General features: G+C 62.5%; 18 protein-coding genes. 6 read left to right on the plus strand and 12 right to left on the minus strand.

All coding sequences use genetic code 11. The annotated features are described in order from the left end of the window. Positions 1 to 96: 96 nt before the first annotated feature. The 6 genes from B3R00_RS08250 to B3R00_RS08275 all read right to left on the minus strand — a co-directional run bounded on the left by B3R00_RS08250 (position 97) and on the right by B3R00_RS08275 (position 7,372). Positions 97 to 588 carry an FKBP-type peptidyl-prolyl cis-trans isomerase gene (locus B3R00_RS08250; RefSeq protein ID WP_286998592.1) on the minus strand — a complete coding sequence of 164 codons (492 nt, stop codon included), beginning with the start codon at positions 586 to 588 and terminating at the stop codon, positions 97 to 99. Between the two features lie 185 nt (positions 589 to 773). Next, positions 774 to 1,811: a pirin family protein gene (locus B3R00_RS08255; RefSeq protein ID WP_286998593.1), complete on the minus strand. Its 1,038-nt coding sequence runs from the start codon at positions 1,809 to 1,811 to the stop codon at positions 774 to 776. A gap of 152 nt (positions 1,812 to 1,963) precedes the next feature. After that, the gene (locus tag B3R00_RS08260) at positions 1,964 to 2,677 is read right to left on the minus strand and encodes a glutathione S-transferase N-terminal domain-containing protein (protein WP_376747652.1); all 714 of its coding nucleotides are present in this window, start codon (positions 2,675 to 2,677) and stop codon (positions 1,964 to 1,966) included. 129 nt (positions 2,678 to 2,806) lie between these two features. Continuing rightward, positions 2,807 to 3,376: a DUF1439 domain-containing protein gene (locus B3R00_RS08265; protein WP_219163198.1), complete on the minus strand. Its 570-nt coding sequence runs from the start codon at positions 3,374 to 3,376 to the stop codon at positions 2,807 to 2,809. Between the two features lie 166 nt (positions 3,377 to 3,542). Beyond that, the gene (locus tag B3R00_RS08270; RefSeq protein WP_286998597.1) at positions 3,543 to 4,304 is read right to left on the minus strand and encodes a tyrosine-protein phosphatase; all 762 of its coding nucleotides are present in this window, start codon (positions 4,302 to 4,304) and stop codon (positions 3,543 to 3,545) included. Positions 4,305 to 4,447: 143 nt separating this feature from the next. After that, entirely contained in the window at positions 4,448 to 7,372 is a 2,925-nt protein-coding gene (locus B3R00_RS08275; RefSeq protein WP_286998599.1) for a DNA topoisomerase III, read from the minus strand. Between the two features lie 150 nt (positions 7,373 to 7,522). Between B3R00_RS08275 and B3R00_RS08280 the strand changes: the two genes are divergently transcribed. Genes B3R00_RS08280 through B3R00_RS08290 form a run of 3 tightly spaced genes read left to right on the plus strand, consistent with a single transcriptional unit; the run spans position 7,523 to position 9,597 of the window. Further along, a complete protein-coding gene (locus B3R00_RS08280; protein WP_286998601.1) occupies positions 7,523 to 8,047 on the plus strand; it encodes an SET domain-containing protein in 525 nt (174 codons plus the stop codon). Then, positions 8,038 to 8,901 (plus strand): biotin--[acetyl-CoA-carboxylase] ligase, encoded by an 864-nt coding sequence (locus B3R00_RS08285; protein ID WP_286998688.1) that lies wholly within the window; start codon positions 8,038 to 8,040, stop codon positions 8,899 to 8,901. The genes B3R00_RS08280 and B3R00_RS08285 overlap by 10 nt, the downstream gene beginning before the upstream one ends. Before the next feature lie 18 nt (positions 8,902 to 8,919). Then, positions 8,920 to 9,597 carry an SPOR domain-containing protein gene (locus tag B3R00_RS08290; RefSeq protein WP_286998603.1) on the plus strand — a complete coding sequence of 226 codons (678 nt, stop codon included), beginning with the start codon at positions 8,920 to 8,922 and terminating at the stop codon, positions 9,595 to 9,597. Positions 9,598 to 9,827: 230 nt separating this feature from the next. Here B3R00_RS08290 and B3R00_RS08295 read toward each other — a convergent pair whose 3' ends face one another. Next, the gene (locus tag B3R00_RS08295; RefSeq protein ID WP_286998604.1) at positions 9,828 to 10,796 is read right to left on the minus strand and encodes a tripartite tricarboxylate transporter substrate binding protein BugE; all 969 of its coding nucleotides are present in this window, start codon (positions 10,794 to 10,796) and stop codon (positions 9,828 to 9,830) included. Between the two features lie 121 nt (positions 10,797 to 10,917). Here B3R00_RS08295 and B3R00_RS08300 point away from each other — a divergent pair, with 121 nt between their 5' ends. Next, positions 10,918 to 11,895, plus strand: coding sequence for a LysR substrate-binding domain-containing protein (locus B3R00_RS08300; protein WP_286998606.1), 978 nt, complete (start codon positions 10,918 to 10,920; stop codon positions 11,893 to 11,895). A 27-nt stretch (positions 11,896 to 11,922) separates the two neighbouring features. On the opposite strand, the gene B3R00_RS08305 is transcribed toward B3R00_RS08300, so the two are convergent. The 3 genes from B3R00_RS08305 to B3R00_RS08315 all read right to left on the minus strand — a co-directional run bounded on the left by B3R00_RS08305 (position 11,923) and on the right by B3R00_RS08315 (position 15,094). Continuing rightward, entirely contained in the window at positions 11,923 to 13,398 is a 1,476-nt protein-coding gene (locus B3R00_RS08305; protein ID WP_286998607.1) for a sensor histidine kinase, read from the minus strand. Positions 13,399 to 13,589: 191 nt separating this feature from the next. Next, complete coding sequence (locus tag B3R00_RS08310; RefSeq protein WP_219163211.1) at positions 13,590 to 14,264, minus strand: response regulator; 675 nt, start codon at positions 14,262 to 14,264, stop codon at positions 13,590 to 13,592. 326 nt (positions 14,265 to 14,590) lie between these two features. Further along, complete coding sequence (locus B3R00_RS08315) at positions 14,591 to 15,094, minus strand: MarR family winged helix-turn-helix transcriptional regulator (protein WP_286998609.1); 504 nt, start codon at positions 15,092 to 15,094, stop codon at positions 14,591 to 14,593. Positions 15,095 to 15,234: 140 nt separating this feature from the next. Between B3R00_RS08315 and recA the strand changes: the two genes are divergently transcribed. Both recA and recX read left to right on the plus strand, forming a co-directional pair. Continuing rightward, positions 15,235 to 16,359: a recombinase RecA gene (recA, locus tag B3R00_RS08320; protein ID WP_219163214.1), complete on the plus strand. Its 1,125-nt coding sequence runs from the start codon at positions 15,235 to 15,237 to the stop codon at positions 16,357 to 16,359. Between the two features lie 68 nt (positions 16,360 to 16,427). Further along, entirely contained in the window at positions 16,428 to 16,883 is a 456-nt protein-coding gene (gene recX, locus B3R00_RS08325) for a recombination regulator RecX (RefSeq protein ID WP_286998610.1), read from the plus strand. Between the two features lie 31 nt (positions 16,884 to 16,914). Here the strand turns inward: recX and B3R00_RS08330 are convergent, their stop codons facing one another. Next, positions 16,915 to 18,183: an MgtC/SapB family protein gene (locus B3R00_RS08330; RefSeq protein ID WP_286998611.1), complete on the minus strand. Its 1,269-nt coding sequence runs from the start codon at positions 18,181 to 18,183 to the stop codon at positions 16,915 to 16,917. Between the two features lie 33 nt (positions 18,184 to 18,216). Next, entirely contained in the window at positions 18,217 to 19,194 is a 978-nt protein-coding gene (gene yddG / locus B3R00_RS08335) for an aromatic amino acid DMT transporter YddG (protein WP_286998612.1), read from the minus strand. Positions 19,195 to 19,330: the final 136 nt, after the last annotated feature.

The raw sequence follows: 19,330 nt of genomic DNA on the forward strand, positions 1-19,330 counted from the left end.
AACTGCGACAAGGGGCAAAGCCGCAGGCACTGCGGTGCCAAGCCAAGGTACGACCCAGCGAAGCCAGGACGTACCAAGGGGCGCATTTGCGGAGTGTTAGTGGTGGTGGTGGTGGCCGTGGCCGCCGTGCACGTGGCGGTGGGCAATTTCTTCTTCCGAGGCTGCGCGCAGCTCGGTCACCTTGCAGCTAAAGCGCAGCGCTTTGCCTGCCAGGGGGTGATTGCCGTCCAGCAGCACCACAGGGCCCTTGATCTTCACCACGTTGTAAATCTGGGGCAGACCTTGGTCGTCGGTGCCGCGCAGCTGGCCGCCCACCTTCACGCCGGCAGGGAATTCCCCCTTGGGAATGCTGCGCTGCAGGCTCGGGTCGTGCGGGCCAAATGCGTCGTCCACGCACAGGTCAATGGTCAGCGTATCGCCCACGGTCTTGCCTTCCAGGGCAGCTTCTACCTTGGCGAAGATGTTGTCGTAGCCACCGTGCAGGTAAGCCACATCGCCCTTGTCCAGCAAGCCGCCCGCAATGCCGCCCTTGAGGACTTCGTGAATCTTGTAGTTCAGCGTGACCGCTGTGTCTTTGGTGATGTTCATGGGTTGTGCCACAAAAGAAGTGGCGGCCTCAGGCCGCCACGGTTGGTATGCGCTGCATTGTCCCCCATCCCCCACAAGCTTTGCAGGGCATGGCTTCTTCGCTGGGCGCTTAAGCGCAAGCGCTTTATGCACCCAAGGTACGTCAAGCCGAAGCAAGGACGTATCAGCGGGCCACGAATCGGCCTCTAAGCGCTGGGCACTTCGTCTTCGGTTGCGCCGGGGTAGCGTGCAAAGCGACGTGGCGCGCTGCCGTGCACGGGGGCATGGCTGTCCCAAGGCCAGCCGCCAAACTGGGTGCGGCGAAAGTCCGTCATGGCCTGCATGATTTCTTCCTGCGTGTTCATGACAAACGGGCCGTACTGCGCCACGGGCTCACGCAGCGGTGCGCCCTGCAGCAGCACCAGCTCGGCCACGTCCGTGCCGGTATTGACCAGCGCCAGATCACGGCCCCCTTCCACCTGCAAGGCGGCGTGCTCGCTCAGGCTGGCGCCTTCCAGCTGCAGGCGACTGCCCCCAAACCAGTAGAGCATGCGGCGTGTGTCAGCGCCTTGGGCTGCTGGCAGCGTCCAGTGGGCGCCTGGCTCCATGCGAATGGTCCAGATCGCCACGTCCGAGCGCGCTTGGCTGGCCCACGACTCAGGCGGTGGCGGCAAAGGCGCGCCAGCACCGGCCAAGGCACCCGCCACCACGGTCACCGTGGTCTGCTGGCCCCCTGCATCGGTATGGTGCAAGCGCGGAATGCGCTCGTTCCACAGCATGGTGAAGTGGGGCTGAACCATCTTGTGGCTGGCTGGCAGGTTCAGCCAGATCTGGAACAGCTCCAGCGGGTTGGACTGCTCGGTGTGCAGCAGCGGAAACATCTCGCTGTGCATGATGCCCGCACCGGCCGTGACCCACTGCACATCGCCGCCGCCAAAGCGGGCGGCTGCACCGAGGGAGTCGGCATGGTCGATCAGGCCCTTGCGCACCAGGGTCACGGTCTCAAAACCACGGTGCGGGTGGCCGGGAAAGCCGGGCACATGGTCGCCGTGGTACATGGAAAAACCGTCCTTGCCGCTGAAGTCGCTGCCCATGGGCCGGTCTTGCAGCTCCACCGCTTGCACGCCCATCTTGCCGTCGCCGGCGGGGTAGGCATCGTTGTGGTGGGCACAAAACAAAAAGGGATCCATACAGGGCCATTGCGCACCCAATGGCAAAGTCTGAATGATGGGGGATGCTGACATCCGTGTCGCTCCTGCGCTGGTGCTGCCGTGCCCACCCCCTGTGGGCAGACAACGCTGCAGCGTTGCAATCCTTCCAAGATAAGGGCTTGGTCACCACTTACCAAGCCCCTGAAGCCGCGACAGTGCGTTCCAGGTGCGCAACGATGCAGGTTTTAGGGGGAGTGCGGCGCTGGCGGCATGTTCAGGCCGCGCTGCACCGGGGGGCGATCCAGCCAAGCGGCCAGCACGCGCTGCACGTTGCGAAAGCGCGCCAACTCCAGCAGCTCGTCGGCCTCGTAGTTCACGTGCAGGCAGCGCACCCAGGGCAGCACGGCAATGTCGGCAATGCTGTAGTCCCGGCCCATGATCCATTCACGGCCTGCCAGGCGCTGATCCAGCACACCCAGCAAGCGTTTGGATTCATTCACATAGCGCTGCAAGGGGCGCTTGTCCTCAAAATCTTTGCCGCCATAGCGGTGAAAAAAACCCACCTGACCAAACATGGGCCCGGCGCCGCCCATTTGCCACATCAGCCATTGCAGGGTCTCGTAGCGCTGCGCGGCATCCAGCGGCAGCAGTTGCCCCGATTTTTCAGCCAGATAGATCAGGATGGCACCCGACTCAAACAGCGCCAAGGGCTGGCCGCCGGGGCCGTGGGGATCCAAAATGGCGGGAATTTTGTTGTTCGGGTTCAGTGCCAGAAACTCGGGCGAGAACTGGTCGTTGGCCTGGATGTCGACCCGGTGCGCTTCATACGGAATCCCCACCTCTTCCAGCATGACCGACACCTTGATGCCATTGGGGGTCGGCAAAGAGTACAGCTGCAGCCAGTCGGGAAACTGCGCGGGCCATTTGCGGGTGATTGGGTGGGCTTGGGATGGCTGCATCGTCATTCACTCCTACCAACGCCGCAGCACCAGCGCTGCGGCCTCTCGTTGCATCAAGTTGCCGATGTTAATGCGCTTACCCCGGGCACACCAGCGTCCAAGCTCGCACCCAGGACGGGTTCTTGGTGATTACTTGGCCGCTGCGGCAGGCTGGGCTTCAATCGCCACATCCAGCCCTTGCCCGGTGACCGTAATCGCCCCGGGCCGCAGGCCCAGGTTGTCCATCAGCTCCATCTCTTCGGGTTTGACGGTGTACAGCGCAAAGCCTTGCAAGGCTTGTTGGGCCACACGCTGGCCATAGGTTTGCACCATCTCGGCGATGGCGGGGTTGGCGTCTTCCAGCTGCAGCGACAACACTTCCACACGTTGGGCGCGCACGCTGCGGTCTTTGGGCTCGTAGTACAAGCCAAAGCGCACGCGCATTTGGCCGCTGAAGCTCTGGCGCAGCGCCGGGCCCGACAGTTGCACCACCCAATCCGTTTGTAGCTGATTGCTCACGGGCAGCAACAGCAGTTGGGGTTGCTGCATGTCGAGCTGCAGCAAGCCAGCAATTGGAAACTGCTTGGGAAATTGATTTTTCAGTCCCTGTTCCAGTTGCGCTTGTGTCACGCTGATCTTGGTGGGCACGGCCTGCGAACAAGCACTGATCCACAAGGTACTGGCGGCGGCAGCGGCCAGCAAGAAACGACGGCTGAACATGGCGGTGGCGATAGTGCTGCCAAGGCAGGGCATGAACCCGGAGTTGGCAATAAATGCTTAAAAATGTCACAAACGCTGATTCATTCAGCGTGCAGTGCTCTCAATTTAGGCAGTTTAACGCGGGTGCAAAGCACCTGCACGCCGCCCTCCTTGGATGTCCGGTATTTCAGCCCTGCAAATACCGCGCACGCAAAGCATGCAGGGCGTGCTCATCGAGCTGCATGACCTCACGCAAATAACGCTGCATGCCGCCATGCTCGCGCTCCACCATGTCGTAGGCACTGGCAAGGAACGAGGGTTGCACGCGCCACAGCACATCCAGAATGTCTTGGGGCATGGCCTGCGCCGCGCGCGCGGCCATGGCAGCCGGGCGTTGGTAGAACTGGTTGGTCAGCAGGTAGTCGTGTTCGATGTCGGCACGGGCCACACCCAGCGCCTCCAGAATCAGGGCGGCAGCCCAGCCCGTGCGGTCTTTGCCCGCCGTGCAGTGGAACACCGTAGGCACCTCGTCTTCCAGCAGCAGTTGAAACAGCTGTGCAAACTGCACCGTGTTGTCGCGCACAAAGTGGCGGTAGGTCTCTTGCATCAGCGCCACGCTGTCTGCTGCGGTCAAGCTGCCCCCGGCGTGGATCAAGGCAAACGCTTTTTGCACCACCGTGGGCTCGACCATCAGGGCGTGGGTGTGCAAGCCATCCCAGGCATAGGCATCCACACGGCGCTCTTGCGCACCGCGAAAATCGGCGCTGCGGCGCACGCCCAGGCCGTGCAGCGCTTGCACGCCTTCGGGGGTCAGATCGGCCAGATGGTCGGAGCGAAACAGCACACGCCAGCGTACGGAGCGGCCTTGGTGGCCGCGATAGCCGCCCAGATCCCGGAAGTTGGTGGTGCCGGGCAGAGCGATATGGCGCGAGGGGGCGGGGCTGGTCATCGAATGCATCTCCAATCAAACAGAGGCCAGACATGGAGACGGTCCATGCCCTGCCCATGAAAAACGCCGCAGAGGCTCCTTATTGGAGCGCACTGCGGCGCGGCTGTCAGTCACGCAAGCTGCAAGGCCGGGGCGCTACCCTCTCAGTCGTTGGGCAGCAGGTGCTTGCCCACGGCGCCGGTCACCTCAAACATGCCAATACGGTCTTTGCCAAACACGGGCAGCAGCTTGGCATCGGCCACGATCACGCGCTTGTCTGCAGGGTCTTGCAGGTTGTGGGCCTTGACGTAGTCCCACACTTTCTTGACCACCTCGGTGCGTGCCACGGCGCCTTCGCCAATCACGGCGGCCAGCGCCGCATCGGGGCGGAAGTTGGCGGCAGCAGGCTTGCGGGCAGTGGTTTTCTTGGCAGCTGCCGTCTTTTTGGCAGCAGGTGCTTTTTTGGCTGCAGCGCCCGTCTTTGCTACGCCAGTAGCTACAGTTTTGGTAGCTGCAGCGATCTTGCGCGCGGGGTATTTACTGGCTTCGAACTCAAAGTTCACCTTGCCCGCGGCGGCATCCCAGGCCAAGAAGGCCTTGAAGTTACGGCGCGTGCGGTTGGAGACAAACTTCTCCAACAAATCGGTTTTGCCCGTGGCCAGCAGCTTGCTCATCTGCTCGCGCTCAATCGGCTGCTGCAAGATGATCTGGCCGCTCTTGAAATCGCACGAAGGCACGGCTTGCGCCGCCGTGGGCACCGACTTGCTGCACACATAGTTGGCACCATGCTCAAACACGGGCGCGCCGCACTTGGGGCAGTGGCCCAGCGATTGCTGGCCGCCAAAGTCCACCGGGCCGCTGGCCTCGGCTTCTTTTTCGTCGTCGCCAAAGTCGAACTCAAATTTGAAGTTCTGGTTGTCCTCATCGCGCACGATGGTGACTTCGGCCACAAATGGCCAGCCTGCCTTGGAGCGGAATCCTTCCAGCGGGCCCAAGCGGCGGTCGCGCAGCAACTGCTCGGCTTCGGCCGTTTCAAAGGTGCGGCCAGCGGGCGATTTGGTGAACGAGAAACCGCAGCCATCGCTGTGGCCATCGGCACCCGTGCAGGCGTAGCGGCGGTAGTTCTCTTTGACGATGCCGCCGCAATTGGGACACGGTGCAGACAGCGTGGCGTAGTCGCCCGGAATGGTGTCGCGGTCGTACTCCTTGGCTTTTTTCACCATGCGCTCGGTCATGGCAGCAATCTCTTGCATGAAGGCAGCGCGCGACAGCGCGCCCTTTTCCATCTGCGACAGCTTGTACTCCCACTCGCCGGTCAGATCGGCGCGGCACAGCTCGTCCACCTGCAGGCCGCGCAGCAGCGTCATCAACTGGAAGGCCTTGGCCGTGGGAATCAGCTCGCGGCTTTCGCGCAGCATGTACTTTTCGGTCAGCAGGCCTTCAATGATGGCAGCGCGCGTAGCAGGCGTGCCCAGGCCCTTTTCCTGCATGGCGCTGCGCAGCTCTTCGTCGTCGATCTGCTTGCCTGCGCTTTCCATGGCGCCCAGCAGCGTGGCTTCGGAGTAGCGTGCGGGTGGCTTGGTCTTAAGGCCCTTGGGCTGGGCATCGCTGGTGCGCGGCTGCTCACCGGGCTGCACGGCCACCAGGGGCTGGCCCTTGTCGCCTTCCTTGGCATCCTCCACCTCGTTGGCGGCTTCTTTGCCGTAGATGGCAAGCCAGCCGGGTTTGACCAGCACCTTGCCCTCGGTCTTGAAGCTGTGCTGCTCGACCTTGCTGATGCGCGTGGTGACCTGGTATTCGGCGCTGGGGAAGAACACCGCCATGAAGCGGCGCACGACCAAGTCGTAGAGCTTCTGTTCGGCCTCGCTCAGGCCCGATGGGGCCTGGGTGGTCGGGATGATGGCAAAGTGGTCCGAGACTTTGCTGTTGTCGAAGATGCGCTTGGTGGGCCGCACATAACCCGCGCCGATGGCCTGCTGGGCAAACGGCTCCAGGTGTCGCATGCCGCTGTGTGCGAGCATCTCGAAGGTCTGCTGGGCCACGGGCACATAGTCCTCGGGCAGGGCACGCGAATCGGTACGCGGGTAGGTCAGGGCCTTGTGGCGTTCGTACAGGCTTTGCGCCAGCGCCAGCGTGGTCTTGGCCGAGAAGCCGAACTTGCCGTTGGCCTCGCGCTGCAGGCTGGTCAAATCAAACAGCAGGGGCGAGGCCTGGGTCGTGGGCTTGCTCTCTTCGGTCACGGTGGCGGGCTTGCCCTTGACCGCTGCGGCAATGGCTTGTGCTTCGGCAGCGCTCCACACACGGTCGGCCTTGGCTTCCGCGTCTTCGGTTTTCTTCCACTGCGGGTTGAACCACTTGCCCAGGTACTGGCCGGCCTGCGCGTCGAAGGTACCGTGCACTTCCCAGTAGTCACGGCTGATGAACTTGCGAATCTTGTCCTCGCGGTCCACCACCAGCGACAGCGTCGGCGTCTGCACGCGGCCCACGGTGGTCAGAAAGAACCCTCCGTCGCGCGAGTTGAAGGCCGTCATGGCACGCGTGCCGTTGATGCCCACCAGCCAGTCGGCCTCGGAGCGGCTGCGCGCCGCATCGGCCAGGCCCTGCATCTGCTGCTCGCTGCGCAGCTTCTCGAAGCCGTCGCGGATGGCCTGCGGAGTCATGGATTGCAGCCACAGGCGCTGGATGGGCTTACCCAGCCCGCCCTTGGCGCCGCCGGCGTACTGCTCAATCAAGCGGAAGATCAACTCCCCTTCGCGGCCCGCGTCACAGGCGTTGATCAGTTGCGTCACATCCTTGCGCTTGGCCTGCTTAACCACCGCGTTCAGGCGGCTCTTGGTCTTGTCCACGGGCTTGAGGTCGAAGCGCGGGGGGATCACCGGCAGGTTGGCAAAACTCCATTTGCCGCGTTTGACGTCGAACTCCTCGGGCGCCTGGATCTCCACCAGGTGGCCCACGGCACTGGTGACCACGAACTGCTCGTTCTCAAAATGGTCCTCGTGCTTGTCAAACTTGCCGTAGACGGGCGTGAGGGCCCGCACGATGTCCTGTGCCACCGACGGTTTTTCCGCTATCACCAAGGTCTTTGTCATTCAGTACTCTCGTCATTTGTAGCGGCCGCCCGCACCGTTGCCAGCCACCGCTTCTACAATTCGTCTTCACGCACGCGTGCGTGCGCACATGTACATGTACGCATGTGTGCGCACGTGCATGTGTGCATATTTAAGTTATCAGAGATTTCAATGCCCAGCACATCAGGCCCATCTTCCCCAGGAAAGCGCATCCAAACGCGCCGCTCCGGTGTACACGGCAAGGGGGTGTTTGCGGTGCAGGACATCGCCGCAGGCGAAACCATCATTGAGTACACCGGCGAAGTCATCAATTGGGAGCAAGCCCAAGCGCGCCACCCGCATGATCCCAGCCAACCCAACCACACTTTCTATTTTCATGTGGACAACGATGTGGTGATTGACGCGACGTATGGCGGCAATTCTGCGCGCTGGATCAACCACAGCTGCGCGCCCAACTGCTACACGGACGAGCGCGATGGCCGCATCTTCATTGTGGCGCTGCGCAACATCCACGCCGGGGAAGAGCTGAACTACGACTATGGCCTGATGGTGGAGGAACGCTACACCAAGGCCCTCAAGGCCGAGTACGCCTGCTTCTGTGGTGCCAAGACGTGCCGCGGCACCATGCTGGCTCCCAAACGCGGCTGGCGCCCCCCGATGCCCGAAGATTTTGCACAAGACGAAAGCTGGCTGTGACCCCTTCGCCCACACACTGGAACGCCGAAGACCTGTGGCTAGACATTGCACCCAAGCTACCGGGCTTTACGGTCGAGGTGCTGCCCGAAATTGATTCCACCAACACCGAACTCATGCGCCGTGCACGCGCCGGGCAGGCCGAGCCAATAGTGCTGGTGGCCGAATCGCAAACCGCAGGCCGGGGCCGCCAAGGCAAGACGTGGCAGAACCAGCCCGGTGACTGCCTGATGTATTCGCTGGGCATGGTGCTGAACCCGGTCGATTGGTCCGGCCTGTCGCTGGTGGTGGGGCTGAGCATTGCGGAATCGCTGCAGCGCGCTCCCGGCACCCACACCCCACGCATTGGCGTGAAATGGCCCAATGACCTGTGGCTGCACGATGGGCGCAAACTGGGCGGCACGCTGATTGAAACCGCCAACTTGCCGGCCCACACCCATGCCCCCTGCTTTGGCGCAGGCCAAGGCACACCGCGCTTTGTCATCATCGGCACCGGCATCAACGTACGCCCGCCACACACGCCTGCACATGCGCTGCATACGCCTGCGGCCTGCCTGCAGGATGTGGATGCGCGCTGGACCGCACCACATGCGCTTGCGCAGCTATTGCCACAGCTGGTGGACGATGTGCTGCTGTTTGCGCAGCAAGGTTTTGCCCCTTTCCAAGACCGCTTTGCGGCGCGCGACGTGCTGCGAGGCCAGCGCGTGCACCTGAGCGATGGCAGCAGCGGCGAAGCCGCCGGTGTGCTGCCCGATGGCACGCTGCAATTGCGCACCGATGCAGGGCTGCGCAGCGTCATCAGCGGCGATGTCAGCGTGCGACCCATCCATATGGCACTGCCACCGGCTGCCGTTTAATTCCGAGGAACTGCTGTCATGTTGCGTTTTGCCTTGCTCGTGCTGCTGATTGCCAATGCAGGCTATCTGGCGTGGACCCAGGGGTGGATGGCGACCTTGGGCTGGACGCCCGAGGAGCAGTCTGAGCCTTACCGGCTCAAGCAGCAGGTGCGCCCGGATGTGCTGAGCATTGCCCAGCCCGAAGCAGCACCCACCCCTGCCCCGAACGAACCTTTGGAAGAAATCTTGCCGGAAGAAACCATCTGCCTGCAAAGCGAAAGCATGGACGAAGCACAGTCCAAAAAGCTGCAGCGCGCCTTGCAAGGCAGCAACTTACCCACTGGCAGCTGGGCGATGGTGCCCAGCAGCATTGCGGGGCGCTGGATGGTGTATTTGGGCAAATTCCCGAACGAAATGTCCATGGAAAAGCGCCGTGCCGAGCTGCGCAACCGCAAGATTGGCTATGACCGTGCGGGTGGCAATTTGGAGCCCGGGCTGTCGTTGGGCCGTTTTTCGTCTGAAGAAGCCGCCACCCGAGAGCTGAGCCATATGCTCAATCAAGGTGTGCGTGGTGCCCGTGTGGTGCAAGAGCGTGCCCCCCAAACCCTGTATGTGCTGCGGCTGCCCCAAGCCACCGTGGCACAACGCAATGTGCTGCAAACCCTGCAAAGCGCTTTGGAGGGCAAAGCCCTGCGCACTTGCCCCGCTGCGCCGTAGACCACCACGCACCGGCCAAGGCCTGCCGTCTTGTGCGTGCAGGCTTTTTTTACGTGCTGCACATTGCGCGAGACCTGGGCTGTGTTGGCCGCTGCGTTACCTGCGCCCGGCACCACACCTGGATCACCAGCCCCACCCGCGCAGTCTTGTCTATGCCACGCTGCTGCGGCAGGCAACAAAAAACCCGCAGGCTTGCGCACTGCGGGCGGGATTGGGCATGCACGCGAGGGTCAGTTGACGCTGATGTTCGCTGCCGCTGCCACGCTCTTCATCTTGGTCACTTCGCTGGCAATTTGCTTGGTGAAGTCGGCGCTGGATGTGCCCGAAACGTACATGCCTTGTGCGTCCATGCGCTTTTTCACCGCAGGATCCTTCAGCGCATCCGCCACCGCCTTTTGCACACGGGCCACGGTGTCGGTAGGCGTACTCTTGGGCGCCACCAGACCAAACCACGAAGGATCGTTCAGCTCTGCGTGGCCTGCTTCCTTGTAGGTGGGCACATCGGGCAACACGGCCAAACGCTCGCTCCACGACACCGCAATCGCCCGCAGCTTGCCGCTTTGGATGTGGGGCAGCGAAGAAGCCACCTGGTCAAAGTACACCGGCACCTGCCCGCCCAGCACATCGTTGATGGCGGGGCCTGCACCACGGTAGGGGATGTGCAGCATGTCCACACCCGTCGCCTTGATGAACTGCGCGCCCCACATATGGCCGATGGTGCCGTTGCCAGGGGTGGCATAGCTGATCTTGCCGGGGTTGGCCTTCAGGTAAGCCACCAGCTCGGCAAAATTCTTGACAGGAATCAGCTTGGGGTTGATCACCATGACGCCCGGGGCCTTGACGATCTCGGTCACGCCCACGAAGTCTTCGGTCGCGTTGTAAGGCAGCTTGGTGTAGACCGCAGGGTTGACGCCGTGGGTCGACAGGGTTGCAATACCAAAGGTCAAGCCATCGGTCGCGCGCGCCACTTCGGCCATGCCGATGGAGCCACCGGCACCCGCCTTGTTTTCAATCACGACAGGCTGGCCCAGCAGCTTGGTCAGCACGTCTTGCATGTTGCGCGGCACCATGTCGGTCGAACCACCTGCGGGGAACGGCACGATGATGCGCAACGGACGTGTGTCTTGGGCCATCGCCATGCCAGATACAGAAACGGTAGCAGCCACGGCGACTGCAGAGAGAAAGTGACGACGTTGCATCGCGGGGCTCCCATGTTGAAAAAACAGCTTATCTATAAGACCAGCGCATAGATTAGGGTAAATACTGCTGGCAACCAAACAAATAGTCCTATTGTTATTATTCCCCGAAGGAATACGAACCGTGTCTACCAGCTTACTTCCCTTGCGCCGTTTAACGCCCCCTGTGCATTTGCTGCGGGCGTTCTCCACCGTCGCGCGCTTTGGTGGCGTCTCGCGCGCGGCGGAAGCGCTGCACCTCACGCAAAGTGCTGTGAGCAAGCAGATCCAGGAGCTGGAGAAGTGGGTGGGCGTGGGTTTGTTTGAGCGCAGCCGCAAGCGTCTGACCCTCACACCGGCGGGGGAGCGCTACGAGAAAGCCGTGCGCACACTACTGTCGCAACTGGAATCAGCCACGCTGGAGTTGATCACCAGCACCGACGGCGGCGGCGCCTTGCACCTGTCCAGCTTGCCCACCTTTGGCGCCAGCTGGCTCATTCCGCGCTTGCCGCAGTTCCAGCAGCAGCACCCCCAAGTCACGCTGCACTTTGAACCTTACAGCTACGACCCCGAAAGCCCCAACCTGGATTGCTCCATCCAATTTGGCGAAGGTCACTGGCCGGGCACCCGGGCGCACTATCTGGATGGCCAGGACGTCGCCCTGATTGCCCCGCCCGCCAGTTTGGGGGGGCCCGCCATTCACACCCCTGCCGACGTGGCCCAGTACACACGGCTGCGCCACCTGACCATTCCGCACGCTTGGATGACTTGGGCACAGGCGTGGGAGGTGCAAAACATTGACCCCTTGGCGGGCCTGCAGTTTGACCAGTTTCAAACCATCATCCAGGCCGTGATGGCAGGCATGGGCGTGGCCTTGGTGCCGCGCTGCCTGGTGGAAGGGCAAATTGCCAAGGGCTTGGTCCGTGAACCGCTGCCCGACCACGGGCTGGTGAGCAATCTGGGCTACTGGCTGTGCTACCCCGAATCGCGGGCCAATATTGCGCCGCTGGTGGCCTTTCGCAACTGGCTGCTGCAGCAGGCGCGCCCGTACAAAGAACCCACCTCCAACAACCTGGCAACACAACAAAAGCGTAGCAGGCAGCGCTCTATCAGCAACGAATAGCCCATCTATTCATTCTGAAAGCCTTATTTAATCTGCGCTAGCTGCTTGCGATGAGATAGCAGAGCGCATGGCAAGAAAGCGCACCGTAAACAGCGCGCCGGGTGGGTGGCGCTGCGGTTGGGCATCTTCCAGCACCACCTCGGCGCCGTGCTGGCGCGCAATTTCCTGCACGATGGGCAGCCCCAGCCCGGAGCCGTCCGCCTCCGAGCCCAGTGCGCGGTAAAACGGCTGAAACACCAGGTCGCGCTCGTCTTGGGGCACGCCCGGGCCGGTGTCCTCCACCTGCAGCAATACCACGCGCGCCAGCAAATCGGGCAGCACGCGCACCGTCACCACGGCGGGTTTTTCAGCGCTGGACGGGCTGTAGTTGATGGCGTTGGAGATCAAATTGCGCACCATTTCCTTGAGCAGCGTGGCATTGCCTTGCAGCCACACGCCAGCCGCTCCCGGCTCCGCCCCCTCATAGCCCATATCCACATGCTTATCCAGGGCCAGCGGCAGCAAGTCCTGCATCACCTCAATCACCAGCGCTGCCAAATCACAGGGTGTGCGCTGCAGCCCAGTGCCAGCCCCTTCGGCGCGCGCCAGCGACAGCAGTTGGTTGACGGTGTGTGTCGCCCGCATGCTGGAGCGCCCAATTTGCTCCAAGGAGCGCTTGAGCTCACCCGTGCTGGTGCCTTCGCGCTGCGCCAGATCAGCCTGCATGCGCAGCCCCGCCAGCGGGGTTTTGAGCTGGTGCGCCGCATCGGCCAAAAAACGCTTTTGCGTGGCCAGCGACTCATTGAGGCGGCGCAGCAAATCATTCACCGCATCCACCAGTGGCACCACTTCCATCGGCACCCCCCGGTGGTTCAAGGGCGACAAATCTTCGGGCTTGCGCGCACGAATGCGCTCTTCCAGGCGGCTGAGCGGCTTGATGCCGCGCGCCAGTGCCAGCCACACCAGTAGCACCGCCAGCGGCAAGATGACGAACTGCGGCAGCATCACCCCCTTGATGATTTCCGCTGCCAGCACGCTGCGCTTTTCGCGCGTTTCGGCCACCTGCACCAGCGCCAGGGCGTTGTCCGTGCTCAACGGCAGACGCACCCACATGGCCGCCACGCGAATGTCAATGCCGCGCAACTCATCATCGCGCAGCACCACCTCGCCAGCAGGCATGTTGTAGCGCGGGTGCGCAGCGGGAAAGTCGCGGTCACCCGCCAGGAATTCGCCCTGCGGGTCCAGCACCTGGTAGAACACCATGTCGGATTCGTCGGCGCGCAAAATCTCCGAGGCAGGCTGCGGCAGGTTGAACTGGATGCGCCCATCCGGCTCCACGATGATGAGCTGGGCCAGCGCATGCACGTTGTACTCCAGCGCGCGGTCAAAGGGCTTGTTGGCCAGCGACTGCGCCACCAGCCAGGTCAGCGCCAGGCTCACAGGCCACAGCAGCAGCAAGGGCGTGAGCATCCAGTCCAGAATTTCTCCGAACAAGGAACGCTGTTCACGCTGGAATATCTTCACAGTGCCGGCCCGTCTTTCAAGGCTTTTGGGCCTCTAGCGCTTACAGCACCAGCGCAGAAAGCTATGTTTTCAGAACCGCCAGCCCCCAGCAACTCGCCGGTTTGAGCCCCAAACGCAGCGCAACGCCGCAGGCAACCCCAGCGGTACGACAAGGCAAAGCTACGGTGCATCAGGGATGGGGAAAACGGCGCTCAGGACGGTATTTTTTCGAGGCAATACCCCAGCCCCCGCACCGTGGCGATGCGAATCGGGCCGCGTTCGATTTTTTTGCGCAGGCGGTGGATATACACCTCAATCGCATTGTTGCTCACCTCTTCGCCCCACTCGCACAGGCGCTCCACCAACTGGTCTTTGCTCACCAGCCGGCCAGCGCGCTGCAGCAGCACCTCCAGCAGGCCGAGTTCGCGCGCGCTCAACTCCACCATCTTGCCGTCAATGGTGGCCACCCGTCCGGCCTGGTCGTACACCAACGGGCCGTGTTTGATGGAGCTGCTCGTGCCCCCCATGCCACGGCGCGTCAAGGCGCGCACGCGCGCTTCCAGCTCTTGCAGGCTGAAAGGCTTGGCCATGTAGTCGTCGGCCCCAAAGTCCAGCCCTTGCACGCGCTCGTCCACGCTGTCTGCCGCCGTCAAAATCAGCACCGGCAAGCTGTCACCCCGGCCCCGCATGCGTTTGAGCACTTCCAGCCCGTGCATACGCGGCAGGCCTAAATCCAAAATCAGCAAATCAAACTGGTTGTTGGTGACAAGGGCGGTGTCGGCCTCAATGCCGTTGGCCACATGGTCCACCACGGCTCCGGCACCGCGCAGACTGCGCAGCAAACCATCGGCCAGTACTTGATCATCTTCTGCAATGAGGATGCGCATTGCTTGTCTCCTTGCTGCACCGCGCTCTGGGGTCGCTGGCTGCAGCGTGCCTGCCACTTCACACCGGATGCCCGTTCAGAGGCACCACCTGTCACCCAATTCTAGAAGTCGGTACGCACGCGCCCTACAGGTGTTTACGCGGGTGCTGCGCTGCAACACAAAGCGCAGCGACTGCCCGGAAAGAGGGCTGCTGGCCAAGCGCTGAAGCGCCGATGATCCCACCCGGCACATCGAAGAGGTGCGTTGGAAGCAAGGTGCGAAACCGCAGACTGCCTCAGCGTACGACAAGGCGCAGCAACGACGTATCACGGGCGGGATTGGCGGGTCTAAGCCACGCCACCTACCTCACTGCCGTAAGCCTCCAGACCAATGCGCACCACCGTGGCCACGTCTTGGCCCACCGCTTCCACAAACTCGGCCTCGGCCTGCTGCACCGCGCGCTGAAAGGCCGCATGCCACTCGCGCCCGGCGTCGGTATAGCGCACGCGCTTGGCACGGCGGTCATGTGGATCGGCCTCGCGAAGCACCAGCCCCCAGGCCTCACACTGGTCCACCACATCCATCATGGCCTGCTTGCTCATGCCCGCGCGCTCGGCCAGGTCGGTGATGCGGTCGCCCTGCAACGACAGGTGCCGCGTGATGTGAATGTGCGCCGCGCCCACCTTGTCGCGCACCGCCAGATTGGACAGCGCCAGCGGCGTTTCATCGTCTTGCGCCATCAAGCTGCGCACCCGTGCATCGAACTTGCGCAGGGCATGGCCCAGCAAGCGCCCGAAATGCGTTTGCCGCCACGCTTCATCGGCCTGCAAAGAAAGAGATTTAACAGACATAGTCAGTTTTACGAACAGTCATGTAACTTGACTATATATATTTTCAAAACCCCCTACACTACTGTTCAAGCATCCAGCCTGTGAACAACCACAGGGGGTGCACTTGTGAAGTCCACCCTCTCTTTCTTCAAGGAACCACCATGAACGCCGTCGCACGCAACACCCCTGACGCCAACAGCGAAAAATCCAAAGCACTGGCCGCCGCGCTGGCCCAAATTGAAAAGCAATTTGGCAAAGGCACCATCATGAAGCTGGGCGAAGGCGAAGCGATTGAAGACATCCAGGTGGTGTCCACAGGTTCGCTGGGGCTGGACATTGCCTTGGGCGTGGGCGGCCTGCCCCGTGGCCGTGTGATTGAAATCTACGGCCCAGAATCTTCGGGCAAGACCACGCTGACCCTGCAAGTGATTGCCGAGATGCAAAAGCTGGCCGGCACTTGCGCCTTCATCGACGCCGAGCACGCGCTGGACACCGGCTACGCCCAAAAGCTGGGCGTGAACCTGAACGACTTGCTGATCAGCCAGCCCGACACCGGCGAACAAGCGCTCGAAATTTGCGACAGCCTGGTGCGCTCGGGCGCGGTCGATCTGATCGTCATCGACTCGGTGGCCGCTTTGGTACCCAAGGCCGAAATTGAAGGCGACATGGGCGACAGCCTGCCCGGTTTGCAAGCGCGCTTGATGAGTCAAGCCCTGCGCAAGCTGACGGCCACCATCAAGAAGACCAATTGCACGGTCATCTTCATCAACCAAATCCGTATGAAGATTGGCGTGATGTTCGGCTCGCCCGAAACCACCACCGGCGGTAACGCGCTGAAGTTCTACGCCTCGGTGCGTCTGGACATTCGCCGCACCGGCACCATCAAAAAGGGTGACAACGCCATTGGTAACGAAACCAAGGTCAAGGTCGTCAAGAACAAGGTCTCGCCACCCTTCAAGACCGCCGAGTTCGACATTCTGTTTGGTGAAGGCATCAGCCGCGAAGGTGAAATTTTGGACATGGCCGTCGAAGCCAAGCTGCTGGAGAAATCTGGCGCCTGGTACGCCTACAACGGCGAAAAGATTGGCCAAGGCCGTGACAACGCCCGCGAGTTCCTCAAAGAAAACCGTGCGCTGGCCATCGAAATTGAAAACAAGGTGCGCGAAAGCCTGGGAATCAGCTTGGTAGCCACGGGTGAAGGCGATGCACCCAACAAACCAGCCAAGGGCAAAAAGGCCGACAAGACAGCCGCCAGCGCTGCCGACGAAGACGGCGTGATCGGCTAATCAAGTTCAGCATCAAAAAGGCTGCTGGCGCTTACCTATCAAGCACCAGCAGCTATTTTTTTAATACCATGGGTTTTCACAAGCTATCACTGACGGGCAGAGCCCTCAAACTCCTCTCACAGCGCGAACACTCGCGGCTGGAGTTGGAGCGCAAGCTGGCACCGCACGTGGAAGAAGGGGAAGACCTGGGTGCCGTACTGGACGCGCTGGAAGCCAAAAACTTCATCAACCCCGAGCGCGTAGCGCAATCCGTGCTGTACCGGCGCAGCAGCAAGCTGGGCACCAGCCGCGTGCTGCACGAACTGCGCAGCAAAGGGCTGGACGACGACACCGTGCGCGCTGCGGCCGAACAACTCAAAGACACCGAGCACGCCCGCGCCTGGGAGGTCTGGCAGCGCAAGTTTGGCGAGGTGCCCGCCACGCCGCAGGAACGCATGAAGCAGATGCGCTTCCTGGCCAGCCGAGGCTTTGGCGGCGAGGTGGTCAACAAGGTGGTGCGCGGCCAAGCGCCGCAAGCCGACTAAACGCCGCAGCCTCCCAAGCACCACTGCACACTCAGCCAGCCAGCAAACCCAGGCTGCCGCAGGCCACCATCACCAGCAAACCACAGGCCACCCAACCGCCATAGCGCCAGCCCCCGCTCACCAAGGCAAAAACGCCTTTGCTGATGCAACTGGCCGCCAGCACGGCCCCAATGCCCCAGCGCGCCACCTCCACTTGCATGCTGCCGTTGACAAACAATTGCGCCACCCCTGCGGCAGCGGCATGCACTTCGGCCAGCGCCACCATCACCGCCGCCGCCAGTGCGCCGGTCTGCCCAAACCTGTGCCCCAGCCACGCTGCCAGCAACGACACGCCGGCAATCAAGCTGGCAATGAGCAAGGCATGCGTCAGTTTGAAAGCCCCGGATTTTTCGGACGCCTGCACATACGAGGCATCGGCATGGGGATGGGAATGCGCCTTGGTCAGCAGCACCGCCGTCACCGCCAGCAAGCCCAGCACGGCCCCGGCAAAGCCCCATTGCACCGCTTGCAACAAGGCGGGCGACACCGTGGCAACCACGGCCACAAACAGCAGCAGTGAGGCCAAATTGGCCAGCAGTGCCGCAGCCGCGCACGGCAGGGTCAGGCGCTGGTCCGCTTGGGCTTGCTGCCCCAAGCTGGTGACCGCCGCTGTCGAAGACGCAAAACCCGCACAAAACCCGGCAATCGCCAGCCCCCAGCGCGCACCCAGAATGCGCTGGGCAAAGTGGCCCACCATGCCCACCGCCATCACCAGCACCACAATGCGCCACACCATCATGGGGCTCACGGCGCCCCAGGGGTCGATGGCTTCGCTGGGGAGCAAAGGCATCACCACCAGCGCGGCAGCGCCCAGCAGCAGGGCGTCTTGAATTTCTTTTTCACTGATCCATTCGCGGCTGATTTTTTGCAGCGGCGCCTTGGCCTGCAACAAAATCGCCACCACCACGCCCAAGGTGGCAGCCAGAGCGGGCTCTTTGGCCGCCAAGCCACCCAACACCATCACCATGAGCACGGCCACCTCTCCGGTCATGCCGGGGTCGTCCTTGGCGCTGAGCAGATAGGCAGCCAGCGTCAGCGCCGCCATCGCCACCAGTGCGGCAATGAACACCGGCACGCCCAGCTGCCAGCTGATACAGCCCAGCAACGCCACCAGCGCGTGCGTGCGTGTCCCCGCAGGCAACAGATGGGGCGGCTGGGTGCGCTCGCGCACCACACCAATCATCAAGCCCATGCCCAAGGCGGTCAGCAAGGCGGTGCTGGTGTGGCTCCAGTCCAAATCCATCACGTTTTTCAGATCCATGCAGACAGCCCCCGTGCGACCATGTAGCGCAGATTATGAGCGGCTGCGCGTTGCGGCCCAGCAGACCAAAGAACCCGACGTGACCAAGACCACGCCCTGCCAAAACGGCAGGCCCGGCTGCACCGCCAGCCACACGCTGGCCCACAGCGAAGACAGCACGGGCGTGAAATACGAGCCCGCTGCCATCACCGCCAAATTGCCGCGCTGAATGCCGTGCTCCCAGCAGCCGTAGCCCAGCGCGGTCAGCGCACCAATGGCCAGCACCTGCGCTGCGGTGCCCCAGCTCCAGCGCATGGGCACGGTGTCCAGCGCCAGCCACTGCACCCACAGCAGCGCCGCCGTGAGCAGCAAAAACAAACCCACGCCGTTGAACCCGCCGCCGTGCATGCGCGCCAGCACCGAATAAGTGGGCCACATCAGTGCCGCGCCAAAGGCCAGGGCGTAGGCCAGCGGGTTGGCGGCCATGTGCGCGACAAAGCTGTACCACCACGGCGCAGCAGCCCCCGCCGCCGCATTGCCATCAGCGCCCACCACCAGCACCAGGCCCCACAGGCACAGTGCCACGCCGGGCCACAGCCACCAGCGTGCGTGCTGCTGGCGGCACAACACGGCCAGCACAATCGTCAGGCAGGGCCAGAGGTAGTTGATCATGCCCAGCTCCATGGACTGGGGGCGGTCATGCGCCAGCCCAATCGCGACCGACAGGCAGATCTCATAGCACGCAAACAGCAGCCCGCACACCACCAGATACACGCGCGAGATGCTGCGCAGCTGCGCACGCGTGGGCAGCCCTTGGACCAGCAGCACTAAAACCGCGCTGACGCTGTAGAGCACCGCCGCGCCACCCAGGGCACCCAGCGCCTCAGCCACCGAGCGCATCAGGCCGACGGTGGCACTCCAGCACAGCACGGCCACCAACCCCACCAAGGTGGCGCGCTGTACGGCAGCCGGTGTGGCTGAAATGGGCGCCGCCGAAGCAGCGCCAGCAGAAGCAGGGATGGGGTCAGACATGCATTCAACCAAAGTAGTAAAAAAAGTAGCTGCCCGCGCTGGATAAACAACGGCTTCAATGCGTTATCCACCCATAAACCAAGCCACACAAGCGCAGCCAGCTATGTTTTTTCAAGGCGCACATTCGTAAAAAAGC

The sequence above is a fragment of the Comamonas sp. UBA7840 genome (assembly GCF_002501455.1).
GTDB lineage: Bacteria > Pseudomonadota > Gammaproteobacteria > Burkholderiales > Burkholderiaceae_C > Comamonas > Comamonas jiangduensis.